Here is a 13,749-nt window from a genome sequence, read left to right as displayed (position 1 = left end):
TCAGCTCGCCGCCGCGATCTTGCCGCCGGCCTCCGACAGCGGATCCTTCACCGCGATGATCGCCGCGGCCATCGCACGCTTCTGTTCCTCGGTCACCTGGTCGAAGCTCTTGAACCCGCCCGGTGCGTTCGGGTCGCGGAACGAATCCATCAGCTCGTCCACCTTGGCGAACGAGTCGGTGATCTGTTGCGTCAGTTGAGGATCGATCTGCTTGAGCGCCGGCTTGACCATGGCGAAGGCCTGCTCGGAGCCCTCGACGTTGGCCTGCATGTCCAGGATGTCGATCTTCGAGTACGCCTCCTCCTCGCCGGTGAGCTTGGTGGTCGACACCTCGTCGAGTAGATCGCCTGCGCCATTGACGATCTCGGAGGGTGCGATGGTGAACTCGGGCTTGTTGACGACGGTCTGCAGCAGCTTGACGTTGGTCATCAGCTGGTCCGCGACCGGCTGCATGCCCTCGAGGTTGCCGGTCTCGAAGATCGCCTTCTCGAGGACGTGGAATCCCTCCCACTTGTCGCCCGGACTCACGGCATCGGGCCGCGCGTCGACGGCGTAGTCGAGGCTGACCGCGGCGTTGTCGGAGCAGTCCGTGGAACCGTCGGTGCAGAACGCGCCCGCGATCGGCTCGATGCGCTCGTAGTAGGGGCGGGCCTTCGGGTAGGCCTCCTTGGCCGCCGCGATGTCGTTGGCGTTCACCGCGTCGACCAGGGGCTGGGTGTTCTCCACCAGACTGTTCACCTGGGTGATCACGTACTGCTTGTAGTCGGCGGACGCCTGCTTGAGCATGTCGGCGACGGTGCCGGTAGCCTCGGCGGCCTTGCCGGTCACCGTGAAGGTGGTCTTCTCGTTGGTCGCGCCCGGGCAGTACAGCTCATAGGTGCCGCCGTCGAGCTTGTGTGAAAACGACACCGCGGCCATGCCGGGGGCGATGTTCTCCCGTTCGGCGAGGATGCGGTTGTCCTTGATGAGCTCGACCTCACTGACCGCTGCGGCGTCGGTGTTGGTGATCTCGAAGGTGACGGGTCCGGCGGCCACCGTGGCGGGATCGGTGGTGCACCCGTCGTTGCTCATGGTGACTTTCACGGTCTTCGGTGCACCCGCCGCCGACGTCGACGACGCGCTGTCGTCGCTGCTCGAGCAGCCCGCGAGGCCGGCGGCCGTCAGGGCCGCGGTACCGATGACAAGAAAAACCCCGGGTCTCATTGTCGGGTGCTCTCCTTCTGTTGGGGGACCTCCGTGTGCGGATTCCCTGATTTCGTGCCGGGAACCGTCTCCCGGTGTTCGATCTCGTCCGACACGTCGGCCGAGTCGTCGGCGGGGCTGCTGCGCCGACGAAGTAGGAGTAGTGCGGAGATGATCGCGAGCGCGACGGCGATACCCAACAGCACCGACGGCCACACCACACTGCGGCGATGGTGTCGGTCCTGGGTATCCGCCCGCTCGGTCGCCGCCGAGACATCCGCGGGTAATGGCTCGGAACCGGCGGCGAAGGTGGCGACCTTGCCCAGCACCACCGCGGCACCGCGTTCCGGTCTCGCCGTCGCGGTGACGACGTAGTTCACCGTCGCCGCGATCGGGCGCCCGAATGTCGTGTCGACGCTCGGGGTGACCGTCGCGGTGACCGCGTAGCGCACCGGCGCGCTCGCACCGAAGGTCTGCGTGTTGAGGCCGACCGGTAGGCGCCCGCGGTTACCGGCGACGATCTGCGCGACGGTGACCCGATCCGGCGCCCCGGGCACCAACGCCGATATCGGGATGTCGGGGCTCGCGAGTTGCTGATACTGCGTGACCGGCACGGCGTCGGGGGAGTCGGTCTCGGGGCTGCCGGCGTTGCGCATCGAGGGCAGATCGGTGTCCACCGCCGTGTCTCCCGCTGTGGTGCGGAGCGTGCCCGCCGCGGAGTCGGTGGTCACCGACCGCACCGTGACCGACACATCGCTGGGCGGCACCGACGCCAGTCCGGTCAGGATTCCGGTGGTGGTGGCGCCCGACGGCGCGGCCGACACGGTTGCCGGCGGGGGTGTCGGTGCGGCGGGCACGGTCGCGAACAGGACCGCTGCCGCCACCACCGACACCGCGGCGAGCCCGGCGGTCAGCGCGCCCACCGCGCGCCGCGGGAACGGACGGCCCGCCGGCCACAGCACGATGGTGCCGACCACGACGACGTACGCGATCCAGCCGACGACCTCGATGAGCACAGGTTTCTGTTGCAGCCCCAACACCCCGGTCAGCAACGACGACTGCACGGTGCCGGGCTGCACCAGCCAGGTGAGGTCGGCGACCTGCTGTTGACCGATGTTCAGCCACCCGGCCTCGTGCGCGGTGCGAAGCGCGGTCATCACCAGGCCCGCCGCGACGAACACCAAGAGCATGCCGGTGACCTTGAAGAACCGTGCGAGGTTGATCCGCACGCCGCCGCGGTAGATGCCGTATCCGAGCGCGACCGACAGAGCGATGCCCAGGAGTGCCCCGGCGACCGCGGGCAGCGTGTTGTGGCTCGCGTTGAACGCGGCGATCAGGAACACCGAGGTCTCCAGCCCCTCGCGGAGAACCGCGAGGAAGGCCATCGACACGAAGGCGATCGCCGAGCCGGTCACCATGGCTCCCGATGCCGCGGATTCGAGGTCGCCCTTGAGATCGCGCGCGTGCTGGCGCATCCACACGATCATGTAGGTCACCATCGCCACCGCGACGAAGCCGATGACGGTCTCGAGGCCCTCCTGCTGCTTCTGTGGGAGATCGTGGGCGAGGACCTCCAGGCCGATGCCGACGGCCACACAGATGGCGATGGCCAGCCCGACCCCGAACCACATCCACGTGAGCGCCCGCGTCTGACCTTGCTTGCGCAGGAACGCGGCGATGATGCCGACGATGAGTGCCGCTTCGAGCCCCTCACGGAGACCGATGATGAAGGTCGCGAACATTCGGCTCCAAGGTATGAGGACAACAAAGGGCTGGCTAACGAGGTAAGGCTACGCTGCACACTAAGTGATGCACAGGGCCCATCGTCCCTGAATCTGCTTTGTCCGATTTGTGCGGATCCCCCGGGTCGGCGGGTTCGATTCGGGTTTGGGCGGTCACCGCAGGCATCATGGATACCGACATGAAGATCCACATTCGCTCCGGTGCTGGCAAGGTGGCCGCGATCGGCGTCCTGGCCGGAGTCGCGCTGACCGCCTCGGCATGCCTGAACCTTCCGTCGTTGCACCGCCCCGACATCCCCGACGGCATTCCGCCGGGCCCGGGTGTCCCCACGCCGTACATCAACATCAACGCACCCGGTCGCACCTCCGAACTGCTCCGGGACTGGGCCACCCCCATCGCCGACGCCACCGGCATCCCACTGATCGCGCTGGAGGCCTACGGCAACGCCGCCGAGATCCAGCGCCAGCAGCATCCCGAATGTGGTCTCGCCTGGACGACACTGGCCGGGGTGGCGGCCGTCGAGAGCAAGCACGGAACCCACCACGGCACCCGGATCGCCGTGAACGGCGACACCTCGCCGCCGATCCGCGGGGTGCCACTCGACGGCACCCGCGGCAACATGCAGATCCGCGACACCGACCACGGCGTACTCGACGGCGACCCCACCCATGACCGCGCGATGGGGCCGTTCCAGTTCATTCCCGAGACCTGGCACCGCTACGGCGTCGACGCCAACGGGGACGGCAAGGCCGACCCGGACAACATCGACGACGCGGCGCTGTCGGCCGCGCGGTACCTCTGCGTGTCGTCGGGCGGTGACATGACCACGCCCGAAGGCTGGGAGAAGGCGGTCAAGGTCTACAACAACTCGACGAAGTACGTCCTCGACGTCCGGGATCGCGCGAACGCATATTCGGTGAACGTTCGGTATTAGTGCCGAGCGGTTCTGCTCTTGCCGCGTATCGCACTCAGCCAGCGACTAGGCTTTCCTGCGTACCTCATCGGCGCCGGCGATGGCGTCGAACCTTCAATGAGTAAGGGGCTGTAGCTGTGGCAATGATCGAGCAGGTTGGTGCACGCGAAATTCTCGATTCGCGGGGCAACCCGACGGTCGAGGTCGAGGTGGTGCTCGACGACGGCACGTTCACCCGCGCCGCTGTTCCGTCGGGCGCTTCCACTGGCGAACACGAGGCAGTCGAACTCCGTGACGGTGGAGAGCGCTACGGCGGCAAGGGTGTTCAGAAGGCCGTCGAGGGTGTGCTCAGCGAACTCGCGCCCGCGGTGATCGGGCTCGAGGCCGAGGATCAGCGCCTTGTCGACCAGGCGTTGCTCGACGTCGACGGCACCCCGGACAAGGGCCGGATCGGTGCCAACGCGATCCTCGGCGTGTCCCTCGCCGTGGCCAAGGGTGCCGCGGAATCCGCGGGTCTCCCGCTCTTCCGCTACATCGGCGGACCCAACGCACACATCCTCCCGGTGCCGTGCATGAACATCATCAACGGTGGCGAGCACGCCGACAACGGCATCGACTTCCAGGAGTTCATGGTCTGCCCGGTCGGCGCACCCACCTTCAAGGAGGCCCTGCGCTGCGGTGCCGAGGTGTACCACGCGTTGAAGTCGGTACTCGGCAAGCAGGGACTGGCCACCGCCCTCGGTGACGAGGGTGGTTTCGCTCCCGACCTGCCCAACACCGACGCGGCGATCTCGGTGATCGGGGAGGCGGTCGGCAAGGCCGGCTACGACTTCGGCAAGGACGTGGTCATCGCTCTGGATGCGGCCGCCACCGAGTTCTACTCGAATGGCGTCTACAAGCTGGAGGGCAAGGACTACTCGTCCGACGACATGATCCCGTTCTACGAGAAGCTGGTCGCCGACTTCCCGATCGTCTCCATCGAGGACGGACTCGCCGAGGACGACTGGGCGGCATGGGCCAAGCTGACCGAGGCGATCGGTGACAAGGTCCAGCTGGTCGGCGACGACCTGTTCGTCACCAACCCCGAGCGCCTCGAGCGCGGCATCTCCGAGGGCGTGGCCAACGCCCTGCTGGTCAAGGTGAACCAGATCGGTTCGCTCACCGAGACCCTTGACGCGGTCGCGCTTTCGCACAACAACGGCTACAAGACGATGATGAGTCACCGGTCCGGCGAGACCGAGGACACCACCATCGCCGACCTGGCCGTCGCGTGCGCATCCGGCCAGATCAAGACCGGTGCACCGGCCCGTTCGGAACGTGTCGCGAAGTACAACCAGCTGCTGCGCATCGAGGAGGGACTCGGGGATGCGGCACGGTTCGCCGGCGACCTTGCCTTCCCACGTTTCTCGTTTGGTTCGTGATTAGCTGGACCCCATGACATCAGGCGGGCGCCGGGAGCGAGGCGAGCGGGCCCAGGCAGGTCGTGGGGCTCGCAGCGAGCGGCGTCACGGGGTACGGGCGACCCGACGTGGGACCACCACGCGGGCACACGCCCGTCCCCGGTCGCCGGGGGCGGGAGAGTCGCGGAATTCGCGGCCGATCGACGACGACGCGTCGGTGACCGAGACCGGCGAACAGGAAATCCATCTCGACGACGACGATTCCTCCGTCGAAACCGGTACGCGCACCAGGCTTTTCGCCACTGACGGGCGGATGAGAACGCCGCGGTTGGCCGCGCGGTGGGAGCGTCTGGACGCCAAACGCGCAATCGTGCTGGCGCTCGTCGTCAGCGTCGTCGCACTGACGCTGGCGATGCCGGTGCGAACGTACTTCTCCCAGCGCACGGAGTTCGAACAGCTCAGCGCCGGCAACACCCGCCTGCGCGGTGAGGTGACCGACTACCAGCAGAAGGTCAACGAGCAGGGCGACCCGGCCTACATCGAGGCCAAGGCCCGCGAGCGCCTGCAGTTCGTGCGACCGGGCGAGAAGGCCGTCGTGATGATGTATCCGGGCGACGACGCGCGCATCGCGGCGCAGAAGCGCGCCGAGGAGCGTGCCCGCTCGCCGTGGTTCTCCAACCTGTGGGATGCCGTGTCGACCCCACCCGGCACCAAGTGAGCTCGGCCGAACCACCTCCCGGTGTCTCCGACGACGACCTCGCAACGATCGCCGGACAACTCGGACGGGAACCGCGCGGGGTTCTCGCAGTCAGCTACTACACGCCCGACGGCGCGCCCGCGGTGATCAAGACGGCACCCCGATTGCCTGATGGCACACCATTTCCCACCCTTTATTACTTGACCGACCCGAGGCTGACAGCCGAGGCGAGCCGGCAGGAATCGGCCGGTGTCATGAAGGCCATGACCGCCCGGCTCGCCGAGGACCCGGAACTGGCCGCGGCCTACCGTCGCGCCCATGACAGCTATCTGGCCGAACGCGACGCCATCGAATCGCTGGGCACCGACTTCACCGGCGGCGGCATGCCGGACCGGGTGAAGTGCCTGCATGTGCTGATCGCGCATGCGCTGGCCAAGGGGCCCGGCGTCAATCCGCTCGGCGACGAGGCGGTGGCCCTGGCCGCCGACAACGGGTTGCGCGGCACCGCGATCCCGACCGATTGGCCGGCCTCGACACCGCTGACCGGAGCGGACGACCACGAATGAGCGCACCCGTCGTCGGTGCCGTCGACTGCGGGACCAACTCGATCCGCCTGCTCATCGCCGCGCCCGCTGATCGAGTAGGCACCGGGCGGGCGGAGTCGTTTCCCGCTGATCGAGTAGGCACCGAGCGAAGCGAGGCGCCGTATCGAGATCACCCACCCCGACTCCTCGACATCCACCGCGAGATGCGCGTCGTGCGTCTGGGGGAGGGCGTCGACGCCACCGGGCAGTTCTCGCCGGTGGCGATCGAACGGACACGAAAAGCGTTGGCCGACTACGTCGATCTGATGGTGTCGGCGGGAGTCGAGCGGGTCCGCATGGTCGCCACCTCGGCCACCCGCGACGCGTCGAACCGCGAGGAGTTCTTCGCGATGACCGCCGATCTGCTCGGCCGCGTGGTGCCCGGGGCGACCGCCGAGGTGATCACCGGCGACGAGGAGGCGCGACTGTCATTCCGCGGTGCGGTCGGCGAACTCGACCCCGCCGACGGCCCGTTCGTCGTCACCGATCTCGGCGGCGGCTCCACCGAGGTGGTTCTCGGCGACGAGCACGGCGTGACCGCTGCCTATTCGGCCGACATCGGGTGTGTCCGGCTCACCGAACGGGCGCTGCACTCGGACCCGCCCACCGACGATGAGATCGCTGCCGCGAAAGAGTTTGCCCGCCAACGATTGTCGGACGCATTCGCCGCAGTTTCGGTGGACTCGGCGCGCACCTGGGTGGGTGTGGCCGGCACGATGACCACGCTGTCGGCCGTCGGGGCGGGGCTGACGGAGTACGACCCGTCGGTCATCCACCTGTCCCGGATCTCACTGCCAGACCTCGACGACGTCTGTCGGCGACTCGTGCACATGACCCGCGCCGACCGCGCAGCGCTGGGTCCGATGCACCCGGGTCGCGTCGACGTCATCGGCGGCGGCGCGCTGGTCACCCTTGAACTCGCCCGTGTGCTCGCCGAACGGACACCGATCACCGAACTCGTGGTGAGCGAGCACGACATCCTCGACGGCATTGCGCTCGGGTTGCTGGACTGAGGGTCTCGATGCGCCCGGCTCCTGCGTCGCCGGGCTTACTCGACCATCGGGAGCGGCGCCCGGCGCCCGCCTCGGCCGCCGGAGTCGAGCAGGGGGAGCGAACTCAGCTCGCCGCAGGCTCCCGCAACGAGAGGTTGTTGCAGGCCTCGCACACGGTCTCCGGGATGACTCCCCGGCGCTGCAGGAACCCGAAGGCGACGCAGCCCAGGCACAGTCCGAACACCGATTCCAGGGTGGCGGCGACGACGAGCAGCCCGACGACGATCTGCGCGGCCAGTCCCAGCCCGAGCAGGGACAGGATCAGTGCGCTGCCGCTGAACACCAGGCCGATGGCCTGCGCGAACCGCTTGGGGGGACCCGGCACCAGCTTGGTCTTGCGCCACACCTTCGGCACGATCAGGTGCACCGACAGGCGCCCGAACGGGGAGTACCGCGGGCCGGCCATCACACGTAGTGCAAACCCGAGGGCCAGCAGTCCGTAGACGATCGGCTGGTTGACGACAATGGCAACCACCGCGAGGACCACGACCAGGCCGGCGGTGGAACGCGCGGCGTACTCGTTGACCGGATTGGGAAACGTCAGCGCCGACGGCAGCGTGCGGGACACGAGAACCTCCTGAAAGACAACACCTCAGGCTAGGCACACGGATTCGGGCCGACAAATCCTGGACCCAGCGTGAGTCAAACCCTGGTGTCGGCCGAGTACTCCGCGATCACGGCCAGCACGTCGTCGCCGTAGCGTTCGAGCTTCGCATCGCCCACACCCGACACGGTCCGCAGTTCCGCCGATGTCGAGGGTCTGCGGGCGGCGAGTTCTCGCAGCGTCGCGTCGCCGAACACCACGTACGGTGGTTTGCCCTGCCGCGACGCCTCACCGGTGCGCCAGGCCCGGAGTTGCTCGAACAGCCCCCGATCGTGCTCGCCGACGGCGTCGGCCGACTTGGTCGCCCGGCTGCGGCCGCTGCCGGTTTTGGCCGGGTCGGTCCGCAACATCACCGTCGCTTCGCCGCGCAGCACCGGACCGCTGTGCTCGGTCAGTTTCAGGACGCCGTAATCGCCTTGTGGCGCAACGATTCCGGTGGCGATCAGTTGCCGGACGACGCTGCTCCAGCCCTGCCGGTCGAGCTCGGTGCCGATGCCGTACGTGGTGAGTTTGGAATGCCCCGATGTGCGGATCTTCGCGGTGTCGGCGCCGCGCAGGATGTCGATCAGGTGGCCCGCGCCGTAGGACTGATTGAACTCGCGCTGCAGCCGCACGATCGTCGACAACAGCTTCTGCGCCGGGATCGTGCCGTCCCACGTCTGCGGCGGGTTCAGGCAGGTGTCGCAGTTACCGCACGGTCGGGCATCTTGGCCGAAGTACCGCAGGAGTTGCACCCGCCGGCAGTCCACCGTCTCGCACAGGGCGAGCATCGCGTCGAGGTGCTGCCGCTGAACCCGTTTGTGATTGTCGTCACCCTCGGAGAGGTCGATGAGTCGCTGCTGCTGCATCACGTCGGCGAGTCCGTAGGTCATCCAGGCGACCGACGGCAGCCCGTCGCGGCCGGCCCGTCCGGTTTCCTGGTAGTACCCCTCGACGCTTTTGGGTAGGTCGATGTGTGCGACGAACCGGACGTCGGGTTTGTCGATGCCCATGCCGAACGCGATGGTCGCGACGACCACCACGCCGTCGGCGCGCAGGAAACGTTCGAGCGTGACCTGACGGAGCCGGCGATCGAGGCCGGCGTGATAGGGCATCGCGTCGATGCCGTTGTCCGACAGGAACTCCGCCGTTTTCTCCACGGATGCGCGGCTGAGTGCGTAGACGATGCCGCAGGCCGGCTCGCCGTCGATGACGCCCTCGGTGCGGATGAAGTCGAGTAGTTGTCGTCGTGGATCGGATTTGGTGACGATGCGGTAGGAGATGTTGGGGCGGTCGAAGTCGGCGACGAAGTGTCGCGCGTTCTGCAGTCCGAGGCGTTCGGTGATCTCCCGATGGGTGCGTTCGGTCGCCGTCGCGGTGAGCGCGATCCGCGGCACGTCGGGCCACAGTTCCGCCAGCTCGCCCAGCGCGAGATAGTCGGGGCGGAAATCGTGCCCCCACTGCGACACACAGTGCGCCTCGTCGATGGCGAACAGTGAAATCGTGCTCTGCTGTAACAGGTTTCGTGTCGCCGCCGTGTTCAATCGTTCCGGGGCGACGTACAGCAGGTCCAGACTTCCGCCGCGGAAGGCGGCCTCCACCTCGGCGCGTTCGGAGGGCATCTGGGTGGAGTTCAGGTAGGCGGCGCGCACACCGTTGTCGCGCAGCGCGGCGACCTGATCGGCCATGAGTGCGATCAGCGGCGAGACGACGACGCCACATCCCTCGCGAACCAGCGCGGGCACCTGGTAGCAGAGGCTCTTGCCTCCGCCGGTTGGCATGAGCACGACCGCGTCGCCGCCGCCGATCACGTGGGCGACGATCTGCTCCTGGTCACCGCGGAACGATTCGTACCCGAAGACCGAGGAGAGCACCTGCCACATGTCCGACATGCGGACAAGGGTACTGGCGACCCCCGTCAGGTTTGTCGCCGTCAGGTGTGTCGCCGTCAGGTCAGCGGTTGCTCACCCGGCAGTTCACCGATGTCGACCGGTTCCTCCGGAACGTCGTCGGCGCTGACGAGCGCGACCTGGTCCACCGCGGGGATGACCCCGAGATCCACCGGGTCGCCCACGTCCTCGAGCTCCGGCTCCTCGACGAGGTCGAGTTCCTCGACGTCGACGATGTCGCGTTCGTCGTCGAGCCGGGCCTTGCGGGCGGCGTCACGCATCTCGAAACCGTCGGTGATCAGGTCACCGATCTCGCGGGCGACGTCGGCGACGGCGCCGGTGACGATGGTGGCGATCTGTCCGACGTGCGTGGCCGTCGATTCGACGAGCTCCTGGATCAGATCTTTGTTGCGTTCGATGCTGTCGACCATGGTGGTGTACCCCCTCGGTGGTGTGCCCCGAGAATACCCGCAGACACACCACCGCTCTCGGTTCGTCCGATGCGGACGGCTCAGGCCGCCGATGTGGTCCGCTCGCGTTCGACGGTGACCACGAGATCGTCGTCGTCGCGGGTGAGGAAGTTCGGCAGCGACAGCTTGGCGATCTTCTTCCAGGTGGAACCGAGTTGCTGAGAGAACGACCCCGTGTTGTAGGGCAGGCCGTACCGTCCGCATATCTCGCGGACCTCGCCGGAGATCTCCGGGTACCGGCCGGCCGGGATGTCCGGGAACAGGTGGTGCTCGATCTGATGCGACAGGTTGCCGCTCATGATGTGGAACAGGCGGCCACCGGTGATGTTCGCCGACCCCAGCATCTGTCGCAGATACCACTGCCCGCGGGTCTCGTTCTCGCACTCTTCGGGCGTGAAGGTCTGTGCGCCGGTGGGGAAGTGGCCGCAGAAGATGATGGAGTAGGCCCACACGTTGCGCACCAGGTTCGCGGTCGCGTTGCCGAGCAGCGTGGGCACGAACAGGGGGCCGGTCAACGCCGGGAAGACGATGTAGTCCTTGAGGACCTGCCGGCCCGCCTTGCGCCACATGCCTTTCACGAGGCCCTTGATGTCCGACCACTTCCGCTTGCCGGCGATCACGTTCTCGGCCTCGAGGTCGTGCAGCATGACGCCCCACTCGAAGAACAGCATCAATGCCGTTGCGTAGCCGAGGTTTCCGAGGTAGTAGGGGTTCCACTTCTGGTCGCGGGCCATACGCAGGATGCCGTACCCGATGTCGCGGTCCTCGCCGATGATGTTGGTGAACGTGTGGTGCAGGTAGTTGTGGCTGTGCTTCCACTGCTCGGCGGGACAGACTGTGTCCCATTCGAATTCGCGTGAGTTGTAGGTGTCCTCACGCATCCAGTCGTACTGGCCGTGCATCACGTTGTGGCCGATCTCCATGTTGTCGAGAATCTTCGACACCGAAAGGGCGCCGACGGCGGCGATCCAGGCGGGCGGGAAGAACCCCAGGTACATGAGGCCGCGGCCGGCGATCTCGAATCCCCGCTGTGTGCGGATGATGGAGTACAGGTAGTCGCGGTCCTTCTGGCCGAGATCGGCGACGACGCGGGCGCGCAGCTCGTCGAGCTCGCGGCCGAGGGCCTCGACCTGTTCGAAGGTGAGCGTGATGTGCCGGGAATCGTTGTGGGGCTGGTCAAATGGTGTTGTCTCGACAACCACCCCGGTGAGCGGGGTGGACTCGGGAGCGGCGTCGGTACTGACGAGTGTCATGGCTATACCTCGATTTCCACGTCGCCGACGGGAGCGTTGATACACAGTTGGATCCGCTTGTCGGCTTCGGTGTCGGTTTCTCCGGTCAACACGTTGCGGGTGCAGCCGGATTTCTTGATGGCGGTGCAGGAGAAGCAGATTCCCATCCGGCAACCGGAATCCGGGTGCAGCCCGGCCGATTCGGCCTGGTCGAGGATGGTGCGGCCGTCGTTGGTCGCAGATCTGCCGGAACGCAGGAACATCAGTTCGCCGTCGACCGGGGCGTTCGGGTCCACGGCGATCGTCGTGGCCGGCGTGAACGACTCGCTGTGCAGCGGTTGGTGCAGACCGGTGTCGTCGTAGTGCTGCTCGACGGCCCGCATCAGTGCGGGCGGACCGCACACGAACAGTTCGGCCTGGTCGAAATGGGGGATGTCGGCAAGGTGCGCGCCGACGAAGTGGCCGCCGGAGACGTCGTCGTCCGTGTCGCGGGTGTAGTGCAACCGCGGGTCCATGCCGGGGTGTTGCTCGGCCAGTGTGGTCAGTTCGGCGTGATGGGTGACGTCGTCGGCGGTGCGGGCGTAGTGCACGAACGTGATCGGCCCGGGGTAGTTCTCGGCTACGAGCGTTCGCGTCATCGAGAGTACAGGTGTAATCCCGCTGCCGCCACTGATGAAAACCGCAGATCGGGGCCGGATCTCGGGCAGGGTGAAGTCGCCGGCGGCCTGACTGAGGCCGACGACCATCCCGACGTGTGCGGCCTCGCGCAGGTGACGCGACACGAAGCCGTCGTCGTGGGCGGTGATGGTCAGTTCGAGGTCGCCCCCGAGGCTGCGGGCGCCGTTTGCCGGCGAGAAGCAACGTGTGTGTCGTACGCCGTCAATCACCGTGCTGATCTGCACAAACTGTCCTGCCTCGTGCCCCTTCCACTGGCGGGTGGGACGCAAGACGAGCCGGACGGTGCGGTCGGTCGGGTAATCGACGGCGATCACCTGGGCGCGCAGGTCGCGCCAGGTCGTCATGGGGTCGATCAGTTCGAGATAACGGTCGACCGGATGTGGGGCGAGCGCCGCCTCCACGATCGAGCCGACGAGGTCGGGAAATCGGATGCTCATGGGCTGCTCCGTTCGTTGGAATCGCATTTGAGTGAACGGGTGTACACGGAAAGTGTGCCACGCGTACCGGGTGATCCGTCAAGGAACAATCGGTGTGACCGCTATCACCGGATTCGGTCCGCGATGGCAGCGTGGTGCGGGTGTGCTCACCGGTACATCCCGGTCGAGCCTCTAGACTCGGGACGTGACCAGGACCCGCCCGAGCAGCCGCGCGCGCTCGTCGCGCGAGTCGGGGGAGTCGGAGAGCCGGGCGGAGCGCAAGAGCCGCACCCGGCAGGCGCTGCTGGACGCGACGATGGAGTTGGTCGCCGACCGCAGTTTCGCCAGCATCAGCCTTCGTGAGGTCGCGCGCGGGGCGGGCATCGTGCCGACCGCTTTCTACCGGCATTTCGCGTCGATGGAAGATCTCGGTGTCACCCTCGTCGAGGATTCGATGCGCGTGCTGCGCCGTACGCTGCGGGAGGGGCGTCGGGACCTGGCCGCCCGGCAGGTGCTGCCGACAGCGCAGACGTCGCTGGCCATCCTGCTACGCCATGTCGACGAGAACGAGGCCCAGTTCCGATTCCTGGTGCGCGAGCAGCACGGCGGCATCGCCGAGATCCGTCGCGCCATCGACACCGAATTGCGGCTGTTCTCCAAGGAACTCGCGATCGACCTGTCGCGACTTCCCGATCTGGCCGACTGGTCGCCGGAGGATCTCGAGCTCGCCGCCGAACTGATCGTCACGATCATGCTGACCGCCGTCGCCGACCTGCTCGACAACGACTACCGCGGGCGCGGCGCGGAACGGGAGATCGTCGAGCGCACCGAACGACAGCTCGTCATGGTGTTCCTCGGCATGGGGCAGTGGCGCTCCCGGTCGCACTGACGCGGTCGTTCGTCGTGTCCG

At 67.1% G+C, this 13,749-nt stretch carries 13 protein-coding genes; 6 read left to right on the top strand and 7 right to left on the bottom strand.

Going from position 1 to position 13,749, the window contains the following annotated elements; translation table 11 throughout:
* Both efeO and efeU read right to left on the bottom strand, forming a co-directional pair.
* On the bottom strand, positions 1–1,203 hold the full coding sequence (efeO, locus tag ACWDTI_RS08525; protein ID WP_449737629.1) for an iron uptake system protein EfeO: 1,203 nt from the start codon (positions 1,201–1,203) through the stop codon (positions 1–3).
* Positions 1,200–2,924 (bottom strand): iron uptake transporter permease EfeU, encoded by a 1,725-nt coding sequence (gene efeU, locus ACWDTI_RS08520; protein WP_449737628.1) that lies wholly within the window; start codon positions 2,922–2,924, stop codon positions 1,200–1,202. Before efeU ends, efeO begins: the two co-directional genes overlap by 4 nt.
* Positions 2,925–3,103: 179 nt before the next feature.
* Between efeU and ACWDTI_RS08515 the strand changes: the two genes are divergently transcribed.
* The 5 genes from ACWDTI_RS08515 (at position 3,104) to ACWDTI_RS08495 (ending at position 7,532) form a co-directional block, all read left to right on the top strand.
* Complete coding sequence (locus ACWDTI_RS08515; RefSeq protein WP_449737627.1) at positions 3,104–3,859, top strand: lytic transglycosylase domain-containing protein; 756 nt, start codon at positions 3,104–3,106, stop codon at positions 3,857–3,859.
* Positions 3,860–3,975: 116 nt separating this feature from the next.
* Positions 3,976–5,259, top strand: coding sequence for a phosphopyruvate hydratase (gene eno / locus ACWDTI_RS08510; RefSeq protein ID WP_449737626.1), 1,284 nt, complete (start codon positions 3,976–3,978; stop codon positions 5,257–5,259).
* A gap of 196 nt (positions 5,260–5,455) precedes the next feature.
* On the top strand, positions 5,456–5,956 hold the full coding sequence (locus ACWDTI_RS08505; RefSeq protein WP_449737625.1) for an FtsB family cell division protein: 501 nt from the start codon (positions 5,456–5,458) through the stop codon (positions 5,954–5,956).
* Complete coding sequence (locus tag ACWDTI_RS08500) at positions 5,953–6,501, top strand: DUF501 domain-containing protein (RefSeq protein ID WP_449737624.1); 549 nt, start codon at positions 5,953–5,955, stop codon at positions 6,499–6,501. Before ACWDTI_RS08505 ends, ACWDTI_RS08500 begins: the two co-directional genes overlap by 4 nt.
* Positions 6,498–7,532: a Ppx/GppA phosphatase family protein gene (locus ACWDTI_RS08495; protein WP_449737623.1), complete on the top strand. Its 1,035-nt coding sequence runs from the start codon at positions 6,498–6,500 to the stop codon at positions 7,530–7,532. Before ACWDTI_RS08500 ends, ACWDTI_RS08495 begins: the two co-directional genes overlap by 4 nt.
* 103 nt (positions 7,533–7,635) lie before the next feature.
* Here the strand turns inward: ACWDTI_RS08495 and ACWDTI_RS08490 are convergent, their stop codons facing one another.
* From ACWDTI_RS08490 to ACWDTI_RS08470, 5 genes are all read right to left on the bottom strand, one after another.
* Positions 7,636–8,139: a DUF4395 domain-containing protein gene (locus ACWDTI_RS08490; RefSeq protein ID WP_449737622.1), complete on the bottom strand. Its 504-nt coding sequence runs from the start codon at positions 8,137–8,139 to the stop codon at positions 7,636–7,638.
* A gap of 74 nt (positions 8,140–8,213) precedes the next feature.
* A complete protein-coding gene (recQ, locus tag ACWDTI_RS08485; protein ID WP_449737621.1) occupies positions 8,214–10,046 on the bottom strand; it encodes a DNA helicase RecQ in 1,833 nt (610 codons plus the stop codon).
* A 56-nt stretch (positions 10,047–10,102) separates the two neighbouring features.
* Positions 10,103–10,474, bottom strand: coding sequence for a hypothetical protein (locus ACWDTI_RS08480; protein WP_449737620.1), 372 nt, complete (start codon positions 10,472–10,474; stop codon positions 10,103–10,105).
* An 80-nt stretch (positions 10,475–10,554) separates the two neighbouring features.
* Positions 10,555–11,766, bottom strand: a complete 1,212-nt coding sequence (locus ACWDTI_RS08475) for a fatty acid desaturase family protein (RefSeq protein ID WP_449737619.1) — start codon at positions 11,764–11,766, stop codon at positions 10,555–10,557.
* Positions 11,767–11,768: 2 nt separating this feature from the next.
* Positions 11,769–12,860 carry a ferredoxin reductase gene (locus ACWDTI_RS08470; protein ID WP_449737618.1) on the bottom strand — a complete coding sequence of 364 codons (1,092 nt, stop codon included), beginning with the start codon at positions 12,858–12,860 and terminating at the stop codon, positions 11,769–11,771.
* Between the two features lie 184 nt (positions 12,861–13,044).
* On the opposite strand from ACWDTI_RS08470, the gene ACWDTI_RS08465 reads away from it, so the two are divergent.
* Positions 13,045–13,728 carry a TetR family transcriptional regulator gene (locus ACWDTI_RS08465; protein WP_449737617.1) on the top strand — a complete coding sequence of 228 codons (684 nt, stop codon included), beginning with the start codon at positions 13,045–13,047 and terminating at the stop codon, positions 13,726–13,728.
* Positions 13,729–13,749 lie beyond the last annotated feature (21 nt).

This window comes from Gordonia sp. NPDC003424, from assembly GCF_053588655.1.
The sequence above is the reverse complement of the archived record's forward strand: the minus strand, read 5'-3'. Positions and strand labels throughout refer to the sequence as shown.

Excerpts from the sequence above, each read along its gene's own strand:
- efeO (WP_449737629.1), bottom strand. The coding sequence starts at position 1,203 with ATGAGACCCGGGGTTTTTCTTGTCATCGGTACCGCGGCCCTGACGGCC.
- efeU (WP_449737628.1), bottom strand. The coding sequence starts at position 2,924 with ATGTTCGCGACCTTCATCATCGGTCTCCGTGAGGGGCTCGAAGCGGCA.
- ACWDTI_RS08515 (WP_449737627.1), top strand. The coding sequence starts at position 3,104 with ATGAAGATCCACATTCGCTCCGGTGCTGGCAAGGTGGCCGCGATCGGC.
- ACWDTI_RS08495 (WP_449737623.1), top strand. The coding sequence starts at position 6,498 with ATGAGCGCACCCGTCGTCGGTGCCGTCGACTGCGGGACCAACTCGATC.
- recQ (WP_449737621.1), bottom strand. The coding sequence starts at position 10,046 with ATGTCGGACATGTGGCAGGTGCTCTCCTCGGTCTTCGGGTACGAATCG.
- ACWDTI_RS08480 (WP_449737620.1), bottom strand. The coding sequence starts at position 10,474 with ATGGTCGACAGCATCGAACGCAACAAAGATCTGATCCAGGAGCTCGTC.
- ACWDTI_RS08475 (WP_449737619.1), bottom strand. The coding sequence starts at position 11,766 with ATGACACTCGTCAGTACCGACGCCGCTCCCGAGTCCACCCCGCTCACC.
- ACWDTI_RS08470 (WP_449737618.1), bottom strand. The coding sequence starts at position 12,860 with ATGAGCATCCGATTTCCCGACCTCGTCGGCTCGATCGTGGAGGCGGCG.